The 22241-nt window shown below is 67.8% G+C and carries 19 protein-coding genes and 1 tRNA gene; 12 read left to right on the forward strand and 8 right to left on the reverse strand.

Annotated elements, in window-relative coordinates; all coding sequences use genetic code 11:
* Positions 1 to 45 precede the first annotated feature (45 nt).
* From ACFC1J_RS02580 to ACFC1J_RS02590, 3 genes are read left to right on the forward strand one after another with little or no spacing between them, the layout of a single operon-like run.
* A complete protein-coding gene (locus tag ACFC1J_RS02580) occupies positions 46 to 906 on the forward strand; it encodes an ABC transporter substrate-binding protein (protein ID WP_375902190.1) in 861 nt (286 codons plus the stop codon).
* Positions 903 to 1769, forward strand: coding sequence for an amino acid ABC transporter permease (locus tag ACFC1J_RS02585; protein ID WP_375902192.1), 867 nt, complete (start codon positions 903 to 905; stop codon positions 1767 to 1769). The genes ACFC1J_RS02580 and ACFC1J_RS02585 overlap by 4 nt, the downstream gene beginning before the upstream one ends.
* A complete protein-coding gene (locus tag ACFC1J_RS02590; RefSeq protein ID WP_375902193.1) occupies positions 1766 to 2503 on the forward strand; it encodes an amino acid ABC transporter ATP-binding protein in 738 nt (245 codons plus the stop codon). The genes ACFC1J_RS02585 and ACFC1J_RS02590 overlap by 4 nt, the downstream gene beginning before the upstream one ends.
* 40 nt (positions 2504 to 2543) lie before the next feature.
* Here ACFC1J_RS02590 and ACFC1J_RS02595 read toward each other — a convergent pair whose 3' ends face one another.
* From ACFC1J_RS02595 to polA, 4 genes are all read right to left on the reverse strand, one after another.
* Entirely contained in the window at positions 2544 to 3311 is a 768-nt protein-coding gene (locus tag ACFC1J_RS02595; RefSeq protein WP_375902194.1) for an SGNH/GDSL hydrolase family protein, read from the reverse strand.
* A gap of 65 nt (positions 3312 to 3376) precedes the next feature.
* Positions 3377 to 4411: an LLM class flavin-dependent oxidoreductase gene (locus tag ACFC1J_RS02600; protein WP_375902196.1), complete on the reverse strand. Its 1035-nt coding sequence runs from the start codon at positions 4409 to 4411 to the stop codon at positions 3377 to 3379.
* An 83-nt stretch (positions 4412 to 4494) separates the two neighbouring features.
* On the reverse strand, positions 4495 to 6180 hold the full coding sequence (locus ACFC1J_RS02605) for a DUF885 domain-containing protein (RefSeq protein WP_375902198.1): 1686 nt from the start codon (positions 6178 to 6180) through the stop codon (positions 4495 to 4497).
* 93 nt (positions 6181 to 6273) lie between these two features.
* On the reverse strand, positions 6274 to 8907 hold the full coding sequence (gene polA / locus ACFC1J_RS02610; protein ID WP_375902200.1) for a DNA polymerase I: 2634 nt from the start codon (positions 8905 to 8907) through the stop codon (positions 6274 to 6276).
* A gap of 118 nt (positions 8908 to 9025) precedes the next feature.
* On the opposite strand from polA, the gene ACFC1J_RS02615 reads away from it, so the two are divergent.
* A complete protein-coding gene (locus tag ACFC1J_RS02615; RefSeq protein ID WP_375902726.1) occupies positions 9026 to 9400 on the forward strand; it encodes a hotdog fold thioesterase in 375 nt (124 codons plus the stop codon).
* 4 nt (positions 9401 to 9404) lie between these two features.
* Here the strand turns inward: ACFC1J_RS02615 and ACFC1J_RS02620 are convergent, their stop codons facing one another.
* Both ACFC1J_RS02620 and ACFC1J_RS02625 read right to left on the reverse strand, forming a co-directional pair.
* The gene (locus ACFC1J_RS02620) at positions 9405 to 9986 is read right to left on the reverse strand and encodes a GNAT family N-acetyltransferase (RefSeq protein WP_375902202.1); all 582 of its coding nucleotides are present in this window, start codon (positions 9984 to 9986) and stop codon (positions 9405 to 9407) included.
* A 51-nt stretch (positions 9987 to 10037) separates the two neighbouring features.
* Positions 10038 to 10655 carry an ANTAR domain-containing response regulator gene (locus ACFC1J_RS02625; RefSeq protein ID WP_045252013.1) on the reverse strand — a complete coding sequence of 206 codons (618 nt, stop codon included), beginning with the start codon at positions 10653 to 10655 and terminating at the stop codon, positions 10038 to 10040.
* A gap of 130 nt (positions 10656 to 10785) precedes the next feature.
* On the opposite strand from ACFC1J_RS02625, the gene ACFC1J_RS02630 reads away from it, so the two are divergent.
* From ACFC1J_RS02630 to ACFC1J_RS02665, 8 genes are all read left to right on the forward strand, one after another.
* Positions 10786 to 11889, forward strand: a complete 1104-nt coding sequence (locus ACFC1J_RS02630) for a substrate-binding domain-containing protein (RefSeq protein ID WP_375902204.1) — start codon at positions 10786 to 10788, stop codon at positions 11887 to 11889.
* Between the two features lie 139 nt (positions 11890 to 12028).
* On the forward strand, positions 12029 to 14518 hold the full coding sequence (locus ACFC1J_RS02635) for a right-handed parallel beta-helix repeat-containing protein (RefSeq protein WP_375902206.1): 2490 nt from the start codon (positions 12029 to 12031) through the stop codon (positions 14516 to 14518).
* 10 nt (positions 14519 to 14528) lie between these two features.
* Complete coding sequence (locus tag ACFC1J_RS02640) at positions 14529 to 16550, forward strand: DUF2264 domain-containing protein (protein WP_375902208.1); 2022 nt, start codon at positions 14529 to 14531, stop codon at positions 16548 to 16550.
* On the forward strand, positions 16547 to 17839 hold the full coding sequence (locus ACFC1J_RS02645; protein ID WP_375902210.1) for an ABC transporter substrate-binding protein: 1293 nt from the start codon (positions 16547 to 16549) through the stop codon (positions 17837 to 17839). Before ACFC1J_RS02640 ends, ACFC1J_RS02645 begins: the two co-directional genes overlap by 4 nt.
* A gap of 125 nt (positions 17840 to 17964) precedes the next feature.
* Positions 17965 to 18201, forward strand: a complete 237-nt coding sequence (locus ACFC1J_RS02650; protein WP_375902212.1) for a hypothetical protein — start codon at positions 17965 to 17967, stop codon at positions 18199 to 18201.
* The gene (locus ACFC1J_RS02655; RefSeq protein ID WP_375902214.1) at positions 18153 to 18830 is read left to right on the forward strand and encodes a carbohydrate ABC transporter permease; all 678 of its coding nucleotides are present in this window, start codon (positions 18153 to 18155) and stop codon (positions 18828 to 18830) included. Before ACFC1J_RS02650 ends, ACFC1J_RS02655 begins: the two co-directional genes overlap by 49 nt.
* The gene (locus ACFC1J_RS02660) at positions 18827 to 19681 is read left to right on the forward strand and encodes a carbohydrate ABC transporter permease (RefSeq protein WP_375902216.1); all 855 of its coding nucleotides are present in this window, start codon (positions 18827 to 18829) and stop codon (positions 19679 to 19681) included. The genes ACFC1J_RS02655 and ACFC1J_RS02660 overlap by 4 nt, the downstream gene beginning before the upstream one ends.
* Entirely contained in the window at positions 19678 to 20325 is a 648-nt protein-coding gene (locus ACFC1J_RS02665) for a DUF624 domain-containing protein (protein ID WP_375902217.1), read from the forward strand. Before ACFC1J_RS02660 ends, ACFC1J_RS02665 begins: the two co-directional genes overlap by 4 nt.
* Before the next feature lie 290 nt (positions 20326 to 20615).
* Here ACFC1J_RS02665 and ACFC1J_RS02670 read toward each other — a convergent pair.
* Positions 20616 to 20698 (reverse strand) — tRNA-Leu (locus ACFC1J_RS02670).
* 74 nt (positions 20699 to 20772) lie between these two features.
* A complete protein-coding gene (gene pyk / locus ACFC1J_RS02675) occupies positions 20773 to 22218 on the reverse strand; it encodes a pyruvate kinase (RefSeq protein ID WP_375902219.1) in 1446 nt (481 codons plus the stop codon).
* Positions 22219 to 22241 lie beyond the last annotated feature (23 nt).

Raw genomic sequence — 22241 nt, forward strand, 5'->3', positions numbered from 1 at the left:
GCAGTCACACCCGTCCGCCCCCGCACCCGCATCTCAGGAGTCTCCGTGTCCCTCGCACCCGCTCTGCGCCGTGTCGCGCTCGTCTCGACGATCGCCGCCGCCGCGCTCTCCCTCGCCGCGTGCAGCGGCTCCGCCGCGTCCGCCCCGTCCGCCGACGCCGACGCCACCGGCGCGGCCCTGCAGACCGTCACCGCGGGCAAGCTGACGATCGCGACCGGCGACCCCGACTACGAGCCGTGGTTCGTGGACAACGACCCGTCGAACGGCAAGGGCTTCGAGGGCGCCGTGGCTCACGCCGTCGCCGCCGAGCTGGGCTTCTCGGACACGCAGATCGTGTGGACGCGCACCGGCTTCGACGCCGCGATCGCCCCTGGCCCCAAGGACTGGGATCTCAACATCCAGCAGTTCTCGATCTCCGAGGACCGCAAGAAGGCCGTTGATTTCTCTTCCTCGTACTACACGACCACGCAGGCGGTCGTCGCCGCGAAGGGCACTCCTGCCGCCTCTGCCACGAGCATCGCCGACCTCAAGAAGGCCAAGGTCGGCGTCGCGACCGGAACGACGAGCTACACCGTCGCGAAGGCGCAGCTCGGCACCGGCGATCTCAGCGTCTTCAACTCCGTCGACGACGTGGTCCAGGCGCTCAAGGGCGGTCAGATCGATGCGATGATCACCGACCTGCCCGGTGCGTTCTACGTGACCGCGGCGCAGCTCGAGAACGCATCCGTGGTCGGGCAGTTCGCCGATGACAAGGGCGGCGACCAGTTCGCCTTCGTGCTCCCGAAGAACTCCTCGCTCACCCCCGCCGTCACGAAGGCCGTCGACGCGCTGCAGAAGGACGGCACCATCGCCGAGCTGCAGAAGAAGTGGCTGAGCGAGGCCGTGAACGTCCCCGTCCTGAAGTGACCGCTCCGCTGGTCGACGCGGCGTGGCAGCCGAGCGCGCTCGAGCTGTCCCGCCGCGCACTCCGTCGCCGGGCGACGGTGTGGTCCGTTCTGCTCGCGCTGCTGAGCAGCCTGATCGTCGCCGCGGTGCTCGTCATCGTGATCGCCAACACCCCAGGGTGGAAGGTCGTCCGCGAGACGTTCTTCGACCCCGAGGTGGCCCTCGCGAGCGTCGGCCCGATCTTCCAGGGTCTGCTGCTCAACATCGTCGTACTCCTGATCTCTGCGGTCTGCGTGGCGCTGCTGGGCACGTTGCTCGCCGTCCTGCGCTCGCTGCGGGGGCCCGTGTTCTTCCCACTGCGGCTGCTCGCGGCGGCGTACACCGACTTCTTTCGCGGCGTGCCGCTGCTGATCGTGCTCTACCTCGTGGGCTTCGGGATCCCGGCCCTCATGATCTTTCCCCGCATGCCCGCGATGTTCTGGGGAACGATCGCCCTCGTCATCAGCTACTCGGCCTACGTCGCCGAGGTGCTCCGCGCCGGCATGGAGGCCGTGCACCCCTCGCAGCGGGTCGCCGCGCGTTCGCTCGGTCTGACGCACGGGCAGACGCTGCGGATCGTCGTCATCCCGCAGGGCGTGCGCAAGGTCGTCCCCGCGCTTATGAACGACTTCGTCTCGATGCAGAAGGACGTGGGGCTCATCTCCGTCCTCGGTGCGATCGACGCCGTCCGCGCGGCGCAGCTGCAGGTCGCCGAGACGTTCAACTTCACCCCGTACGTCGTCGCCGGCTTGTTCTTCGTGGTCCTGAGCTGGCCGATGATCCGGCTCACCGACGTCGTCACGGCGCGTCTCAACAAGCGCGAGCAGGCCGGAGGGATCGTATGACCGCACCCGTGATCGAAGCGGTCGGAGTTCGCAAGCGCTTCGGCGACCACGATGTGCTGCGCGGCATCGACCTCGCGGTCGACGCGCACGAGGTCGTCGTGCTCATCGGCGCGTCGGGTTCCGGCAAGTCCACGCTGCTGCGCACGATGAACCTCATCGAGCGGGTCGACGACGGGCAGATCCTGCTCTCGGGGACGGACATCACGGATCCCCGGATCGATGCGGATGCGATCCGCGCGCGGATCGGGGTCGTGTTCCAGCACTTCAACCTGTTCCCGCACCTGACCGTGCTCGACAACATCACGCTCGCGGCTCGCCGTGTGCATCGGCTGCCGAAGGCGGAAGCCACCCGCCGCGGCCTCGAGCTGCTGACCACGCTCGGCCTCGGGGACAAGGCCGGCGCCTACCCGGACCGCCTCTCCGGCGGCCAGCAGCAGCGCGTCGCGATCGTGCGCGCGATCCTCACCGACCCGGAGCTGCTGCTCCTGGATGAGATCACCAGCGCGCTCGACCCGCAGCTCGTCGGCGAGGTCCTCGATCTGGTCCGCGAGCTCAAGGGTCGCGGTACGACGATCCTCATGGCCACGCACGAGATGTCCTTCGCGCGCGAGGTCGCCGACCGGGTCGTCTTCCTCAAGGACGGGGTTCTCGTCGAGCAGGGACCGCCTCAGCAGATCTTCGACGCGCCGCAGCATCCCGCGACGGCAGAGTTCCTCGCCCGCGTGCCGCACTGAAAGCCCAGGCACGGGCTGAGCAGCCCGTCGATCGGCCTGCTCAGTCCGCGGACGACGGGCGGATCTCGGTCCACTCCGCGAACTTCGGCAGGCGCCCGTCGCCCGATGAGCGTCGCGTCACCCGGCGCTTGATCCAGGGCCCGACGTGACGGCGGTAGTACGCGGCCGTGCTGAGCGGCTCCTCCCCCGGCACCTCGCGGGCATGCCACCATTCCTTCGGAGCTCCGGCGCCGACGGCATCGAGCACCCGCGCGGCGACGCGGTGGTGGCCGTTCGCGTTCATGTGCAGGCGATCCTCCGCCCAGTACTCGGGACGGCTGAGCTCACGATCGGGCCAGTTCAGCGCCTGCAGCACGTCGGCCCGATGCTGGATCCTGCGCAGCACGGCCGCGGACAGCTCGTCGCCGCGGCGCTGGATCAGCGAGGTCAGCGGCAGCTGCGCGGACGGATTGGCCCCGGAGAGCACGATGAGCGTGGCGCCGGCCTCGTCGCACCGTCGCAGCACACGCGTGAACGCGTCGGCGATGTGCTCGATGTCGGCCTTCGGGCGCAGCATGTCGTTGCCGCCCGCGTTGAAGGACAGATGCGTCGGATTCAAGGCCAGGGCGGGTTCGAGCTGCTCCTCGACCACCGGCCAGGCGAGCCGACCGCGGATCGCGAGGTTCGCGTACGCGATCGGCTCCCCGATCGCCTCGGCCCACCCCATCGCTGCAAGGTCCGCCCAACCTCGGACGGTGCCGTCGGGGAGTTCATCACCGACGCCCTCGCTGAAGGAGTCTCCGATGGCGACGAAACGGACAGCGCTCATCCCTCCAGCCTACGACCGCGGCGCCGGGCAGACGCCCGTCCGTCCGGCGCCGACAGTGACAGGCATCAGTCGTCTGCGAGCAGCTCCCGCACCCGCGGGATCACCTCGGTGCCGTAGAGCTCGATGCTGCGCATGAGCGCCTCATGCGAGGTCGTGCCGGTCGCGTACTTGAGGTCGAAACGACCGAGGCCGAGGGCGCGCACCGTGTCGGCGATCTTGGCAGCAACCCGCTCCGGAGAGCCGGCGTACACGGCGCCTTCCGGGCCCACCTCGTTCTGGAACTGCGCACGGCTGTATCCCGTGCCCCAGCCCCGCTCGGCGCCGATCGTGTTGCGCATGGTCTCGAAGCCCGGGTAGGCGGTGGACCAGGCCTCGTCGTCGGTGTCGGCGATATGTCCTGGTGAGTGCACGGCGATGGGGAGGGCCGGGTTGCCGAACGCGTCAACCGAGCGGTGATAGAGGTCGACGAACGGGCGGAAACGCGCCGCGGGTCCCCCGATGATCGCGAGCATGAGCCCGAGGCCGTGGCGCGCGACCCGCACGACCGACTCCGGGGACCCGCCGACGCCCACCCACGTGCGCATGCCCTTGGCGGTCTTCGGGAAGACGTCCGCGTTCTCGAGCGGCGGACGGACGGTTCCCTGCCAGTTCACGGGTTCCTCCTTGAGCAGCTCGACGAACAGCTCGATCTTCTCCTCGAAGAGACGGTCGTAGTCGCGCAGATCGAACCCGAACAGGGGGAACGACTCCGTGAAGGATCCGCGACCCAGCACGACCTCGGCGCGACCGTCGGAGAGCGCGTCCAGCGTCGCGAACCGCTCGTACACGCGCACGGGGTCGTCGGAGCTCAGCACGGTCACAGCGGTTCCCAGGCGCAGCCGCTCGGTGCGCGACGCGATCGCCGCCAGGACCATCTCCGGGCTCGACACGGCGAAGTCCCGACGGTGATGCTCCCCCACCCCGAAGAAGTCGACGCCCACCTCATCGGCGAGAGCCGCCTGCTCCACGATGTTGCGAATCGTCTGCGCCCCGGTGAGGGGGTTCCCCTCCGCGTCGACCGTGATGTCGCCGAACGTGTCCAGTCCGAACTCGATCTCCATGCTGAGCCCCTTTCTATTCACTTGAATAAAGGAGGAAGGGGCCGCGGACATTCCCGCGACCCCTTCCCCGTTCCGTGCGCTGTTCAACCCACCTGGAAGACGGACCTCAGGGTATCGAGTCCGACGCCGCCCATGTCGAGGGCGCGCTTGTGGAACGACTTGATGTCGAAGGCGTCGCCCTCGCGCTCCTTGACGGCGTCGCGGACCTGCTCCCAGATGCGCTGACCCACCTTGTACGACGGCGCCTGCCCCGGCCAGCCGAGGTAGCGGTTGACCTCAAACTGCCGGAACTCGTCGGACATGTTCACGTTGCGGCGCATCATGTCGAGGGCGTAGTCGTGGTCCCACACGCCCTCGCCGTCCAGGCGCGGCTTGCCGAGGTGCACGCCGATGTCGAGGACCACGCGCAGTGCGCGCATGCGCTGCCCATCCAGCATGCCGAGGCGGTCGGCGGGATCGTCCAGGTAGCCGAGCTGCTCCATGAGGCGCTCCGCGTAGAGGGCCCAGCCCTCGGCGTGGCCGGAGGTGCCGGCGAGCACCCGCCGCCAGGTGTTCAGCTCCGCACGGTTGTATGTCGCCTGCGCGATCTGCAGGTGATGCCCCGGAACGCCCTCGTGGTACACGGTCGTGAGTTCGCGCCAGGTATCGAACTCGGTCACGCCCTCCGGCACGGACCACCACATGCGGCCGGGGCGGGAGAAGTCGTCGGTCGGGCCCGTGTAGTAGATCCCGCCTTCCTGGGTCGGCGCGATCATGCACTCGAGCTCGCGGATCTGCTCCGGGATGTCGAAGTGCGAGGCGCCGAGCTCGGCGATCGCCCGGTCGCTGGTCTCCTGCATCCAGCGCTGCAGGGCGTCCGTGCCCACGAGCTTGCGTGCAGGATCCGCCTCCAGATGGGCGACGGCCTCCTCGACCGTGGATCCGGGGAGGATCTCGTTCGCGATGGCGGTCTGCTCCGCCACCATGCGGGCGAGCTCTTCGCGGCCCCATTCGTATGTCTCGTCGATGTCGATCGTCGCGCCGAGGAACCGGCGCGACGCCAGCGCGTACAGCTCGCGTCCCACGGCGTCCTGCTCGCCCGCGACCGGGGCGAGCTCCGCGCTGAGGAACGAGCGCAGCCCGTCGTAGGCGACGCGGGCGGCGGCGGAGCGGTCGGCGAGGTCTCGAGCGAGGCTCGCAGGCAGCTGCCCCTCGTCGGTCGCAGCGTCGGCGACGAACGCGGCGAAGAAGCCGTCGTCCGCCGTGTAGCGGGCGATCTGCGTCGCGACCTCGACGACCTGGCGCCGCGCGGGCACGACGCCCTTCGCGATGCCCTCCCGGAGCGTCTCGACATACCCGTCCAATGCGGCCGGGACGGCGCCGAGGCGTGCGGCGATGACGCTCCAGTCGTCGGCCGTCGCCGTCGGCATGAGGTCGAAGGCCTGGCGCACGTCCTGCGCGGCGGAGGCGATGACGTTCAGATCACGCAGGTGCCACTGTGCGTCATGCTGCTCGAGCGAGAGCCTGAGCTCGGCGGAGAGGTCCGTCTTGGTCACGCGGTCGATCTCGTCGACGGGCTCCTGGGCGTCGAGCTCTGCGAGCACGCGGCGGGTCTCTGCGATCGCGTGCTCATGGCCGGCCGGGCTGAAATCGTCGAGACGTCCGTTGACGTCGTTGCGACCGATGTAGGTGCCGAGAATCGGCGAGAGCTCGGTGAGGGTGTCGACCCAGCTCTCCGCGATCTGATCGATGGTGGACGGCGTGCGCGTCGTGGGCTGCTCTGCGGTCATCCCTTGAGCCTATCCATGGAACGTGCCCCGCTCCATGGAACAACGCATCCCCGAGGGCGGGTCGTGGAGCGGGACCCGTCGCATCTCACCGGCTCAGTGCGCGGCGTCGTTCCAATCCGCGCCGCGTCCCACCTGGACGTCCAGCGGGACCGTCAGATCCGCGGCGCCGCTCATGCGCTCGCGCACGATGCGTTCGGTCTCGTCCCACTCCCCCGGGGCGACTTCTACGACGAGCTCGTCATGGATCTGCAGCAGGACGCGCGAGGAGAGGCCCTGCTCGACCAGGTCGGCGTGGATCCGGAACAGCGCGATCTTCATGATGTCCGCGGCGCTGCCCTGGATCGGGGCGTTGAGAGCCGCACGCTCGGCGTTCTCCCGCAGGACGCGGTTCGGGCTGACGAGGTCCGGGAACGGCCGACGGCGTCCGAAGATCGTCTCCGTGTAGCCGACCTCCTTCGCCGCGAGCACCGAGGCGCGCAGGTAGTCGCGCACGGCGCCGAAGCGCGCGAAGTACTCCATCATCAGCTGCTTCGCCTCGGATTGCTCGATGCGCAGCTGCTTGGAGAGGCCGAAGGCGCTGAGACCGTAGACCAGGCCGTACGACATGGCCTTGACCTTGGTGCGCATGGCAGAGCTGACCTCCTCCGGCTCGACGCCGAAGACGCGCGCGCCGACGAAGCGGTGCAGATCCTCGCCCGAGTTGAAGGCCTCGATGAGCCCCTCGTCTCCGGACAGGTGCGCCATGATGCGCATCTCGATCTGCGAGTAGTCCGCGGTGAGGAGGGTTTCATAGCCCTCACCGACCTGGAAGGCGCTGCGGATCCGCCGCGACTCCTCGGTGCGCACCGGGATGTTCTGGAGGTTCGGGTCGGTGCTGCTCAGCCGGCCGGTCTGGCTACCGGTCTGCACGTAGGTCGTATGGATGCGGTGATCCGCGCGGATCGCGGTATCGAGCGACTCGATGATCTGCCGGAGCTTGGTGGCCTCGCGGTGCTGGAGCAGCAGATCGAGGAACGGATGCGGGTTGCTCTCCTGCAGATCGGCGAGCACAGCCGCATCGGTCGAGTACCCGGTCTTGGTCTTGCGCGTCTTCGGCAGCTCGAGCTGCTCGAACAGCACCTCCTGCAGCTGCTTGGGCGAGCCGAGGTTCACCTCGCGCTCGATGATCGCGAAGGACTCCTCGGCGATGCGACTCGCGCGCTCCCCCAGCTCCTGCGAGAAGCCGGAGAGGATCTCGTGCGAGACCGCGACGCCCGCGAGCTCCATGTCGGCGAGCGTGATCAGGGTCGGCAGCTCGATCTCGCGGAGCACCCGGTCGACGCTTTCCGGCACGTCCGTACGGAGGGCCGTGGCGACGCGCGCCGCGAACCAGGCCAGCTGCGCGGGCGAGGCGCCCTCGGTCTCCGGCACGAGCTGGCTCGGATCCGCCTCCGGCAGCTTCTCGCCCAGGTAGCGGTCCACGAGGTCCGCGAGCGTCTTGTCGGGGTAGCTCGGCCGGAGCAACCAGCCGGCGAGGTTGGTGTCGTAGGCCAGACCGCCGACGCGCACGCCCGCGGTGCGCAGCGCCTTCACCTGCGGCTTGGCGTCGTGGAAGATCTTCGGCGCATCCGACGCGAGCCAGTCCGCCAGGGCGGCCTGCACCTGCGGGGACCACGAGAGCTCGACCAGGTCGTCGCCATGCGCGAGTCCCACCCGCTGCGGAAGCCCCCCGGCGGTGGTCACCTCGACGGCCACATCACCAGTGGCGGCCTTCAGCCAGGTCGCGACGCCCTCCGCGGAGAGCTCGGTGGCGGCGGGCACGGCGACCGAGGCCGCGTGCTCCTCTTCGGGAGCGTCCTCCCCGACGGCCTCGAACACGCGCGGCAGCAGCGTGCGGAACTCCAGGCGGGCGAAGATGTCGCGCACGGCCTGCGCATCGATCGGACGCGTCTCGAGGTCGGCGGGGCCGACCGGGAGCTCCACGTCCTGCAGGAGGCGGTTGAGCTTGCGGTTCCGGCGCACGTCCTCGATGTGCTCGCGCAGGTTTCCGCCCACGACGCCCTTGATCTCGCCCGAGCGCTCGAGCAGCTCGTCGAGCGACCCGAACTGGGTGAGCCACTTCACCGCGGTCTTCTCTCCGACCTTCGGCACGCCGGGCAGGTTGTCGCTCGTCTCGCCCACGAGGGCGGCGATGTCGGGGTACTGCTCCGGACGCACGCCGTATCGCTCCTGCACGGCGATCGGGTCGTACCGCTTGAGCTGCGACACCCCCTGCACATTCGGGTAGAGCAGCGTGACCTGGTCGTTCACGAGCTGGATGGTGTCGCGGTCGCCGGAGACGACGAGGACGTCGAAGCCCTGCTCCGACCCCTGGGCGGCGAGCGTCGCGAGGATATCGTCGGCCTCGACGCCCTCCTTCGTGAGCACCGGGATCGACATCGCCGCGAGGCAGTCCTGCAGCAGCGGGATCTGCCCGCGGAACTCCGAGGGCGTCTCCGATCGCGTGGCCTTGTACTCGGGGTACTCGTCAGTGCGGAACGAGTGCCGCGAGGTGTCGAAGGCGATCGCCATATGGGTCGGCCGCTCCGCCTTGATGAGGTTCACCAGCATCGACAGGAAGCCGTAGATGGCGTTCGTGTGCTGGTTGTCCTTCGTGGTGAAGTTCTCCACCGGCAGGGCGAAGAAGGCCCGGTATGCGAGCGAATGGCCGTCGACGACCATGAGGGTAGGCTTTGCGGAGTCCGTCACGATGCCAGCCTAACGACCCCGGCGGACATCGAATCGAGGAGGACCCCGCGTGAGCGATCAGGTCGACGCGAGCACCGCACGGACGAGCCCCGGGCTGGAGTGGGCGACCGAGCGCGGCATGGGCGCCCTGGCCGAGAAGATGGGCCTGAGCTGGGTCGAGTTCTCGGTGGACCGCTGCGTCGCCACGATGCCCGTCGAGGGCAACACGCAGCCAGTCGGACTCATGCACGGCGGCGCCTACGTGGTGCTCGGCGAGTCCCTGGGGTCGATGGCGGCGAACCTGCACGCCGGGCCGGGCCGGCTCGCGGTGGGCGTCGACATCAACGCCACGCACACGCGCTCGGCGACGAGCGGCGTCGTGACCGGCGTGTGCACGCCGATCCATCTCGGTCGCAGCGTCACCGTTCACGAGATCGCCGTCACCGACGATCAGGGCCGGCGCTGCTCGACGATCCGCATCACGAACATGATCAAGGATCTGCCCGGCGCCTGAGCTGTCAGGCGGTGCTCGCTGCAGCATCCTCCAGTATTCGCTGGAACAGCACGTGGTCCTGCCACTCCCCTGCGATGCGCAGATAGCGCGGCGCCCGCCCGATCTCGGTGAAGCCGGTCGCCCGGAGCACGCGCTGCGAGGCCTCGTTGTGCACGAGCGTCGCCGCCTGTACGCGATGGAGCCCGAGGTCGTCGCGCGCGAGTGCGCAGACCGTGTCCACGGCGCTGCGCATGAGACCCCGGCCCGCGAGCCGGCCGTCGACCCAGTAGCCGAGGTGCGCGCTCCAGAATGCGCCCCGGACGATGTCGCTGAGGTTCGCCCGTCCGACGATGCGGTGCTCGCCGTCTTCGAGCACGTAAGCGGCGCTGCGACCGTCGGCGACGGCCCGCAGGGTCTCCGCGGTCAGCCGGTGCTGACGTGCCGCGGTGAAGAACTCCTCGGAGCGCAGCGGCTCCCAGGGCGCGAGGTGCGCACGGTTGCGGCTGTACGCCGCCGCGAGTTCTTCGCCGTCGCCCGCCAGGAGCGGACGGAACCGGATCCCGCCGCCGAGATCCCCGAAGGGTTCCGTCTCGCGGTGCTCGCTCACGCCGATTCGGGCCGCATCAACGTCGCGATGCGACACTGATCCGATCCCGGCTCACTTCTTCGGTGCCAGCTGCTCGATGATCGCCTTCGCGACATCCTGCATCGTGAGACGGCGGTCCATCGACGCCTTCTGGATCCAGCGGAACGCTTCGGGCTCCGAGAGACCCATCTTCTCGTTCAGCAGCCCCTTGGCGCGGTCGACCAGCTTGCGGGTCTCGAAGCGCTCGACCATGTCGGCGACCTCGGCCTCGAGCGTGATGATCTGCTCGTGACGCGCGAGGGCGATCTCGATCGCCGGCAGGAGATCGTTCGGGGTGAAGGGCTTCACGACGTAGGCCAGCGCGCCGGCCTCGCTCGCGCGCTCGACGAGCTCCTTCTGACTGAAGGCGGTGAGCAGCACGACGGGGGCGATGTTGCCCTTGTGCAGCTTCTCCGCAGCGCTGATGCCGTCCAGCTGGGGCATCTTCACGTCCATGATGACGAGGTCGGGGCGCAGTTCGGTCGCCAGCTGCACCGCGGTCTCTCCGTCCCCGGCCTCGCCGACCACGTCGAATCCGTTGTCGCGGAGGATCTCGACGATGTCGAGGCGGATCAGCGACTCGTCCTCGGCGACGACGACGCGTCGCGGAGCGGACGAGGCGGGCTGCTCAGGCTGCTGCTCTTCAGTCACGGATCCATCCTACTGGACAGCCTCCGGAGGTCAGTCGCCCCGCTCATCGACGCGATCCGGGCTCAGGCGCACCCGCTCCGCCGCGGATTCGCCCTTGTATGAGCCAACTTGATCGTTTAACCTGCGGGAGATGGGGACGTCGTCATCGGCGCTCGGTGAGGTGCGCCGCACGCAGTTGGTTCAGCAACTGGCCCGGCGCGGTGTGAGCCGAGCATCGACGCTCGCGGCCGAACTCGGCGTCTCTGTGGCGACGATGCGCCGGGATCTGACGCAACTCGCCGATGAAGGGGTGGTGATGCGCGTCCACGGCGGCGCGATGCTCTGCGCTGACAGAGCGCCCGCTGACGCCTATCTTCATCGAAGCGATGCTGATCCGGTCACGGGTGTGATCGCCGTGCTCGTACCGTCGACCGACTACTACTGGCCCGGCGTCCTCGGCGGTATCCAAGCCGGCGCGCGCAGCTACGCGCTGAGCACGCTGCTGCGGCGCGGCTCGTATACCTCCATCGATGAACGCGCGGCCGTCGAAGCGCTGCTGAAGACGGAGAGACTCGCGGGGGTGGTGATCGCGCCGAACACCAGAGCGCCGTTCGCGGGCGAGGTCCTCCAGATGCTCTCCGAGGCGACCGTGCCGGTCGTCCTCGTCGAACGGACTGGAATCGCAGGCGAGTACCGCATGCCCCTGGAAGCGGTCGTCACCGACCACGGCCTTGGCGTCGCGCTGGCGGCTCGCCATCTGCACGCTCTCGGACATCGCAGGGTGGGGCTGGTCACCGTCCGGGAGTCCCAGACATCACGGCGCCTCCTGTCCAGCTGGCCGGCCGCTTGCAGGGAGCTCGGGTTGCAGTCGCACGAGCACTTCGCTCAGCCAGCCGGGCCCGAGGATCAGGACAGTCAAGAGCTGGCCATCTCTGAGGCGATCGACACTGCCTTGGCGAACGACGTCACCGGACTGGTCGTCCATTCCGATCCGGAAGCCATGAGCCTCGTGGAAGGCGCCAAGGCCCAGGGGCTGAGAGTCCCGCAGGATCTCTCCGTCATCGCCTATGACGACCAGGTCGCCGCGCTGTTCTCACCGGCCCTCACCGCCATCAGCCCGCCGCGACACGCAATCGGTTCCGCGGCTGTGGAACTGATCGTCGAGCGTATCGCTGACCCCGTCCGGCCGCTTCGCCGCGTCATCCTCAGTCCAGACCTCATCGTCCGGGAGTCGACCGGCCCCGCGCGGGTCTGATCCGACGATCCGCTCAAGATCGCTCAGGGCACGACTTCCGGCCTTGAGCCGGGTGCCATACTTTCGGCCACCGCGTGCACTCGACCCGAAGAGTCCGCCCGCATCCAGGCGGCCCGGCACGCACGGACAAGGAGGTCCGATGCTCCCCCTCAGAAGACTCATCACGGCCGCGTCACTGGCCGTCGTCACGATCTCGGTCGCCGCCGGCTTCGCTGCGCCGACCGAGCTCTCCGGTCGCGTCCTCTATGTCTCGCCTGATGGCGACGACGAGGCCACCGGGCTCACGTCGCAGGCCGGCCTGCGCACGATCAGCGCATGCGCCGCGATGGCGGGGGCCGGTGACACCTGCGTCGTCGCCGACGGCGTCTACCGCGAGTCGGTGTTCCCGAACGATGGGACGACGTTCACCGCGGCACCTGGCGCGAAACCAGTCATCACGGGAGCCGACGTCATCGAGCAGTGGCAGCCCGATGTAGAGCTGAGCTCGGCGCAGGGAGTGCCGATCTTCGCCGCCCCGGCGGTGCTCCGCCGCGGCTACGACGCGACAATCGATCCCGGCAACGACAACATCGCCGCCAATCAGGTGTTCTCCGAGGGGGCGATGCTGCCCGAGGCCCAGTATCCCGAGCCGGAGGATGTCACCCTGCCCACGCGGGTCGAGGCGAGCATCCTCCCCGGCTCTCAGCGTGCGGGAAGTCTGACCGAAGCGGGGCTGCCGGTCTTCCGCAGCACCGACGAGATGATCATCGTGTTCAGCGGGGGCTGGACGACCGTGACCGGGGTCGTCACCGGTCAGGAGGAGACCGGTGAGCTCAGCTACGACCTGATCGGCAGCGACGCGGCGAACATCAACCCGCCGCAGACCGGAAACCGGTACTTCCGCCTCCACGGCAGCCCCGAGCTGCTCACACAGCCCGGCGAGTGGTTCTACGACGCCGACGGTCAGCGCCTGCTGGTCGCCACAGACGGCTCAGCTCCGACCGCGATCGAGGCCAAGACGCGGAACTACGCCTTCGACCTTCGCGGGCACAAGGATGTCACCATCAGCGGTTTCGCGATCCGCGCATCCACGATCATGACGGACGAGGCCAGTTCGAGCATCACGATCGAGCGCATCGACGGACAGTACCTGTCTCACTATCAGACTCAGCAGCTACGCCCGAGCGAGCTGAAGTCGATCTACTCCTCGCACAAGACGGATACCGGCATCGTGTTGCGCGGCACCGGGAACACCCTTCGGGACAGCACGATCCGGTACAGCGCCGGCAACGGCGTCTTCGTCTCCGGCACCCAGCAGACCGTGCGCAACAACCTGATCGAGGATGTCGCCTACAGCGGTTCGTACACCAGCGGGATCTCGATCTCGCCCGGCGCTTCCGACATCCTCATCGAACGCAACACCATCGCCCGCGTCGCTCGCGACGGCATCAACATGAACTACATCGTCGGCGCTCCGCGCACCCTGAAGAACATCCGGATCACGGGTAACGACATCAGCGCGTACGGTCAGCTCCAGCATGACCTCGGCGCCGTCTATGTGTGCTGCGACATCGACATGAGCGGCAGCCGGGTGGACCACAATGTCATCCACGATGCGACGAGGAGGGCCGGATCCGAGCTGTACGTCGCGCTCTACTTCGACAACGGCACCTTCAACGTCCTCGCCGATCACAATCTGACGTACAACAACGGATACGGCGTGGGGACCAATCCGTACCTCACCGCACGCCCCACGCGGGGCGAGGGTCTCCGCTTCTACAACAACACGTTCTACGAGCCGGGCGGGATGTCGTTCTTCCGAACACACGGACCCGGCTCGGCGTTCCAGAACAACCTGGCTCTGCGGGGCCGCGCACCCGGGGGACCCGACGTGTCTCACAATCTGATCGACCTCACGGACGTTCGGTTCACCTGGCGAGAAGCGGGCGATTACACGCTCGCACCAGGCTCAGCGGCGCTCGACACGGGAATCGCCGTCCCGGGAGTGACGGAGAGCTCGGACAGCCCCGACCTCGGCGCATTCGAGAGCGGCGCCCCATGGCGCGCCGGCTGCGAGCTGCCGGGATGCCCGGCACCGGGAACGCTGGACACCATCGGGATCACGTCGGACTCGGACACCCGACAGGGTCAACTGGGCAATCCGGGATGGAGCCTCTCGGCCGAGGCGCTGGCGGCTGCCGGCTATTCACCGGGCGGTGAGATCAGCACCTCCCTCGGAGCACTCTCTGCGCCCTGGTTCACGGCCGGCGGATCGAGCGCGGCCACGGCGCAGGGCCAGCTGCTGCGGGTCAGCGGCAAGGGAAGCAGCCTGCTGCTCCTGCACGCCGCCGCCTTCGGAACCCAGACGGGCACCGGGCAACTGATCTATGCGGACGGCTCAAGAGTCCCGTTCGATCTCACGTCCTACGCCTTCGACCGAGAGCCCCCCGCCGATGCCACCGTCGCGCTGACAGCCGATCACGGCAACGCCAGGAACGGCCAGCTGCACCGGCCTGCATCCCTGTTCATCAGCTCGATCCCCCTCACTGCGGGCAAGAGTCTGGCCGGTGTGATCCTCCCCGCTTTCGGCCCCGGGCACGGCGCGAGGACGACCAGCGTGCTCGTCTTCGCCGCGGACATCGTGAACTGAGGAGGCTTTCATGAGCAGCATGCTCCGTGCCTCGTCGATGGCACACGGCCTGGATCTCCCGGAATGGCGGCGCGCGGACTGGACGGCCTTCGCTGATCGCCTGATCCGGGGTGCCCTTGGTCATTCGTCGTCGAGCCGTGCGCAGATCCTGCTGCCCGGTCGACCCGGGGGCTTCGGTCCCCGGGTGGACGGGCTGGAAGGATTCGCCCGCACCTTCCTGATCGCCGGCGCCCGCATCGCCGGCGAGCGAGGAGACGGCGTCGGCTCCTCGCTCGAGCACTTCAGGGAAGGCGTCAGCGCAGGCGTCGACCCGGACAACCCGGAACGATGGATACGGACGACCGAGCATCCCCAGGCCAAGGTCGAGGCGGCATCGATCGCGCTGATGCTGGATCTGACCCGACCATGGCTGTGGGACACGCTCGACCCGACGACGCAGGCCCGGGTGATCGACTACCTCTCCCCCGTCGTCGGCGATGGGGACTATCCCCTCAACAACTGGCGATGGTTCCGAGTCGTCGTGCAGACCTTTCTCCGGTCAGTGGGAGGACCCTGGTCGGCAGAAGAGATCCGTGCGGACGTCGCAATGATGGATGACTGCTATCGTGGCGCCGGCTGGTACGCCGACGGCCCCGGTCGCAATTTCGATCACTACGTCGGCTGGGCGATGCACCTCTACCCGACGATGTGGGTGCGGATGCACGGCGCCGAGGATCTTGCGCAAGGACGAGCGGCACGGGACGTGGCACGCCTGGACCGCTTCCTCGACGATGCCCTGGCGATGATCGGGGGCGACGGCGCCCCGCTGTTCCAGGGCCGAAGCCTCACCTACCGGTTCGCCGCGGCGGCGCCGTTCTGGGCTGGAGCGATCGCCGGCGTCCCCTCGCACCCGCTCGGACAGCTGCGCACCGCGGCCGAGCAGATCGTCCGCTACTTCGATGAGCGAGGTGCGACGTCCGACGATGTGCTGAGCATCGGATGGCACGGCCCGTGGCGCCCGTTGGCGCAGACGTACTCCGGCCCGGGCTCACCGTACTGGGCCGGCAAGGGACTCCTCGGACTCCTGCTCCCCGCGGAGCACCCGGTCTGGCATGATCCCGCGACGGCCCTGCCGATCCACACCGGGGACAGCATAAGGGTCATCGAATCAGCGGGATGGGTCGTGTCGGCCACCTCCGCCGACGGCATCGTCCGAGTCTCGAATCACGGCACCGATCATGCCGACATCGCGGAGTCGCGCACAGAATCCCCTTTGTATGCCCGCCTCGGCTACTCGACCGCGACCACTCCGCTGCTCGACGGCACCGCGTGGCTGGACCCCGAGGATCAGAGCGTCGTGCTGCTGACCCCGGGGGGAACTACGCACCGCACAGGGATGACACCGATCACCCCTGTGCTGATCTCCCCCCTGCACGACATCGCCTGCGGCGGTGCCACTTGGAGAGCACGCACGATCGTGCCGAATGATGAGGACACCGGATACGGGCAAGGGCGCGCGGGCGTCGCCACAGACCACGCGGACATCGACGTGCTCTCGGTGCTCCGAAGCGGCTGGGAAGCCCGGCTGGTCCGCGTCCGTAACGACCGCGGACGGCGATCGACGCTGCGCATCGGCGGGTGGGCACTATCGGGACAGCACGTTCGAGCGTCCCTGATCGGAGGTTCGGCAACCGCGTACGGTGCAGAGGTCACGAGCACGGTGCATCCGGCCGAGCCCGATCTGGCGAGGCTGATCGTGACGGAGCATCGTGACGCCAGTCCCCTGGGGGCGATCAGCCGTGTGCCGACGGCGCTCGTCCTGGCGCACCAGGCCCGCCGGTGGTGCGGGTTCGCCGTCGGCCTGGGTGTCGATCTTTCCGCCCCTCCCGCCATCCTGTTCGACCGCGACTCCGAACGGGTCGCCATCCGGTGGTCCGACGGCGTCGAGACGGTCCTGGATCTCAACGAATGGATCGCACCCGTCTCGCCAGACCGACCGACCGACCGGGGCCCCGCTGGGGAGCCCCTCACCCGAAGGAGCAGTCAACCATGAAACGAGCAGCACCCCTGATCACGCTGATCACCGCGGCCCTCACGTTGTCGGCGTGCAGCAGCACCGAGGTCACGCCCGCGGGCAGAAGCGGTGATTCTCCCGTCACCCTGACCTACTCGGCATGGGCACTGGCCACGACCCCGGAGTTCCAGGCGCTCGTCGACGGGTTCGAAGCCAGTCACGAGAACATCGACATCCAGATCAAGGAGTACGACCCCGCGCAGTACGACACCCTGATCACCGCCGATCTCGCCGCCGGCACCGCACCTGACATCATCACCCAGAAGGGCCCGAAGGCCATGCCGGCGTTGGTCGAAGGAGGCCAGCTCCTTGACGTGTCCGACATCAAGTTCCCCGACGAGGTCGCCGGTGCAGCGTCGTATCAGATCGACGGCGTCCAGTACGCGGTACCGTACCGCCAGGACGCCTGGGTGCTCTACTACAACAAGTCACTGTTCGACGCAGCCGGCGTCGACGACCCCGACGGGTCGTGGACATGGGACGACTACGAGGCCGCGGCGGAGAAGCTCGGCACAGGACTCAAGGCGGCAGGCAGCGACGCGAAGCCCGCCTACCTGCACCGCTGGCAGAGCGCAGTGCAGGCCATCGCCACCGCCCAGTCCGGGGCCGACATCCTCAAGGGCGAGTTCGACCAGTTCAAGGATGGCTACCGGCGTGCGCTGGCGATGCAGGGGGCGGGGCTCCAGGTCGACTTCAACACAAGTACGGCGAACAACCTGACCTATCAGGGCGAGTTCGGTCAACAGCGCGCGGCGATGATGCCGATGGGCACCTGGTACGTGGCCGCCCTGCTCGCCCAGGTCAAGACGGGCGACGCACAGGAATTCCCGTGGGGGTTCGCTCCGCTGCCTCAAGCGGATGCCTCGACCACGGGGAGGGACAACGTGCCGGTCACGTTCAGTGATCCGACCGGCGCGGGCCTGAACGCCGCGATCGACGAGGCGAAGATCTCCGCGGCCAAGGAGTTCCTGGCCTACATCGCCGGCGCCGACGCCGCGGTGGCGCTGGCGAAGATCGGGATCACTCCCGCCTATATCGACGACGACGTCGTCACGGCCTTCTTCTCCACCGCGGGCATGCCGAACGATGACCTCTCCCAGTTCGCGTTCGGAACGCGTGACGTCTCGGCCGAGAATCCGACCGTGTCGCAGACCGCGGCCATACAGACGATCCTCGGCGATCTGCACACCGCAGTGATGTCGGGCTCCCGTTCGTACGCCGACGCGATCGCCGACGCGAAGAAGCGGTTCGACACCGAGATCAGATAGCCGCAGCGCGGGCGTGCTCACAGACGAGCACGCCCGCACTCGCACAGCCCCTTCTACGGATGAAAGCACGAGGTCGCATCATCGCCGCTCCGCTTCCCGCACCGGCTGCCCGCCGGCGTTCCCGGATGAGACTGCGCAACACCCTGATCGGATGGAGCTTCATCGCCCCGAACTTCCTCGGGTTCGCCGTGTTCACGCTCGTGCCCGTGCTCATCCTGCTTTATGTGTCGTTCACGAGCTGGAACATCTTCGGCAAGGCGCCCTGGGTGGGAGTCGAGAACTTCACGCAGCTCCTGGCGACGGCAGCTTTCACGTGGCGCTTCTCAACACGCTGTACTACTCCGCCCTTCACATTCCGCTGACGATCGCCGTCTCACTCGGACTGGCATTGCTTCTCAACACGAAGCTCAGAGGCGTCGCGTTCTTCCGGGTTGCCGCCTTCTTCCCCTACATCACGTCGATCGTCGCCATAGCGATGGTGTGGAACCTGCTGCTCAGCCCCGACTTCGGTCCTGTCAACCAGCTCCTGCGGGCGATCGGGATCTCCTCCCCTCCGGGCTGGCTCACGTCGACCGACTGGGCGATGCCGGGAGTCGTCCTGGTCAGCACCTGGCGCGACATGGGCTATTACATGGTGCTGTTCCTGGCCGGCCTGCAGACCGTGCCCAGGGAGCTTCATGAATCGGCCCGCGTCGACGGCGCCAATGCGTACCAGCGTTTCACTCACGTGACTCTCCCCTGCCTGCGGCCGACGACGTTCTTCGTCTCCGTGATCCTGACGATCAACTCCTTCAAGGTCTTCGACCTGATCCTGGTCATGACGGACGGCGGTCCCGGGCAGGCGACGCTCGTGCTTTCCCAGTTCATATACCGGAAGGCCTTCGAGGAGAGCCGGTTCGGATACGCGTCCGCCGCATCGGTCGTGCTCTTCCTCCTCTGCATCACCGTGACGATCGTCCAGTTCTTGTGGAACAAGCGGAGGCAGGCATGACGACCGCACCTTCCCACGGACCCTCGATTGCCCATCGTCTCGGGCGGGCGATGCTGTACCTGTTCCTGGTCATCGCCGGTGCAGCGCTCCTCGTTCCGTTCTTCTGGATGGTGATGAGCTCGCTCAAACAGCCCAGTGCGGTCTTCTCCGTTCCGGTCCGCTGGATCCCCGAAGTCTTCGACTGGTCGAACTATCAGGAGCTGTGGTCGGCCACGGGCATCCTCACGTGGATCCGCAACTCGCTTTTCCTCGCGGTGACCGTCACACTGCTGCAGACGTTGACCGCTTCCTTCGCCGCCTACGGATTCGCGCGCATCCGGTTCCCCGGACGCGATGTGCTGTTCCTCGCCTACATCGGCACGATCGCTGTGCCATGGCAGTCGTACATGATCCCGCAGTTCATCATCCTTTCGAATCTGAAGCTGTCCAACACCTTCTGGTCGGTGATCGTGCTTCAGGCCTTCACCGCTTTCGGAGTGTTCCTCATGAAGCAGTACTACGAGACGATCCCGGAGGAGCTCTCCGAGGCGGCGCGATTGGACGGGCTCAGTGAATACGGCATCTGGCGCCGGATCATGCTCCCGCTGGCCGTTCCCGCGATCGCGAGCCTGGTGCTGCTCACCTTCGTGCAGACCTGGAACGACTACCTCGGGCCTCTGCTGTACCTCCGGAATCCAGATCTGTGGACGCTCCCGCTCGGTTTGCAGGGCATGGCGTCCAATCTCTTCGACACCAACTATTCGCTGCTCTTCGCAGGACTGACCATCTCCGTGCTCCCGATCGCGATCGTCTTCCTTCTGGGACAGAAGTACTTCGTCGAGGGCATGGCGACGAGCGGGATGAAGGGATGACCACCGTACGCGTGACGCACGCGCGATGGTCTGCCCTGATAGCGGCGGCGTACACGACGATGGGGCTGAACCTCATGCTCGCGCTGGCGATGTCCCCGCTGCTGGCGATGCTGATCCTCACGGACCCGGTCTCGACCTGGCCGGTCCTCGCGATCCTGGCTCCGTTCTGCGCCCCCGCTGTCACCGCGGTGTTCAGCGTCTTCCAGATGCAGCGCGACGGCGAGTCCGCCGTCGTCCGGCCGTTCCTCCGGGCATGGCGGCGAGCGTGGCGGCGCGCCACCATGCTCGGCGCGCTGTCGACGACGGTCACCGTCGTGCTGCTGACAGATCTCGCGATGCTGTCCATGACGACATACGCGCCTCTGGTCGTCCCGGTCCTCTGGACGCTGCTGGCCGTTTCGGCGGCAATGTCCCTGACCGCTGCCGTTGCGGTTGTGAACAGCAGGCGGCCGGAGGTGCCGATCCGTCGCATCCTCATGCCATCCTTGATCCTGAGCGTCCGGCGCTGGCCCGCATCGATCCTGTCGCTCATCGTGATCGTGGTTCAGCTCGTCACCTTCGCCAATGCGCCGGCGCTGGCGATCGGGATCACCGCCGCACCGGTTCTGTACCTGATCTGGACGCACGCTCAGGAGCGCGCATAAGGCAGAGTCCGAACCGGATCCGGGGCGCCGCTCAGCGAACGTTCGCTGTCGACCACACCAAAGCCTCCAGGATCATCGAAACGAATGTTTCGATGATCCTGGACGGGATTTCGGATCTTGCGGACCACGGATGCCGGCGGTGGGACTCGAGTCCCACCGGGCCTTCTCCGCACGTCGCATGCGCGACGCACGGAGCCTCTGGCCGGCGGGGCCCTGGGGATCGAGGTGCCCCACACCGAACCGGAAGAGCGTTGCGGAACGGCCTGACGGCCGCTCCGCAACGCTCACGGTGCCGGCGGTGGGACTCGAACCCACACGTCCTTTCGGACAAAGCATTTTGAGTGCTCCGCGTCTGCCATTCCGCCACGCCGGCCCGGATCGACTGTAGCGCACCCGGGGATGCGACGAGGGCCGGTCCCCGTGGGAACCGGCCCTCGTGCGCGCGTCCTACTTGGCCTGATAGGCCGGAGCGGCACCGTGAACGGTGTCGCCGACCCGGTGGATGCGCAGGTCGTTCGTGGATCCGACGATCCCGGGAGGGGATCCGGAGATGACCACGACCTTGTCGCCCACCTCCGCGAGGCCGGATCCGAGCAGGTGCTCGTCGACCTGGTGGAACATCATGTCGGTGTGCGGCACGAAGTTCACCAAACTCGTGCGGACGCCCCAGGTGACGGCCAGACGGCGGCGGATGCCCGGGTCGGGCGTGTACGCCAGCATCGGGATGCGCGAGCGCAACCGCGAGAGGCGTCGCGCCGAGTCGCCGGACTGCGTGAACACGCAGAGGAACTTCGCCTCGACGAACTCCGCGACCTCGAGAGCCGCGAGGGTGATCGCACCGCCCTGCGTGCGCGGCTTGGTGGTCAACGGCTGGATGCGCTCGAGCCCGTGGTCCTCGGTGGATTCGATGATCCGCGCCATGGTCTCCACGACGATGACGGGGTAGTCCCCCACGCTGGTCTCGCCGGAGAGCATGACCGCGTCGGCGCCGTCGAGGACGGCGTTGGCGACGTCGGAGGTCTCGGCGCGCGTGGGCACCGGGCTGGAGATCATCGACTCGAGCATCTGGGTCGCCACGATCACCGGCTTCGCCATGCGGCGCGCGAGCTCGACCGCGCGCTTCTGCACGATCGGCACCGCCTCCAGGGGCAGCTCGACGCCGAGGTCGCCGCGAGCGACCATGATGCCGTCGAACGCGTCGACGATGTCCTCGAGGTTGTCGACGGCCTGCGGCTTCTCGATCTTGGCGATCACCGGGACGCGAACGCCTTCCTCGGCCATGATCTCGTGCACGCGGGTGACGTCGGACGCATCGCGGACGAATGACAGTGCGATGAGGTCGGCTCCGATGCGCAGACCCCAGCGCAGATCGTCCTCGTCCTTCTCGCTCAGCGCGGGAACGCTGACGGCGACGCCCGGCAGGTTGATGCCCTTGTTGTTGGACACCGCACCGGCCACGACCACGCGGGTGGTGACGACGGTGCCGTCGGTCTCCACGACCTCGACGCGGACCTTGCCGTCGTCGATCAGCAGGAAGTCGCCCGGCTTGACGTCCTGCGGGAGACCCTTGAAGGTCGTCCCGCAGATCTCCTTGTTGCCGACGATGTCCTCGGTCGTGATCTTGAAGATGTCGCCGACGGCGAGTTCGTAGGGGCCCGCCTCGAACTTGCCGAGGCGGATCTTCGGACCCTGCAGGTCGACGAGGACGGCGACAGCGCGGCCGGAGTCCTCCGCAGCGCGGCGGACGTTGGCGTAGTTGTTCTCGTGCACGGAGTAGTCCCCGTGGCTGAGGTTGAGCCGGGCGACGTCGACGCCCGCATCGATGAGGGCCCGCACCGTCTCATACGTCGAGGTTGCGGGGCCGAGTGTGGCCACGATCTTGGCACGTCTCAATGCGTTCTCCGATAAGTGTCAGG

It is taken from the genome of Microbacterium sp. NPDC056052, assembly GCF_042266785.1.
In the GTDB taxonomy this organism is placed as follows: domain Bacteria; phylum Actinomycetota; class Actinomycetes; order Actinomycetales; family Microbacteriaceae; genus Microbacterium.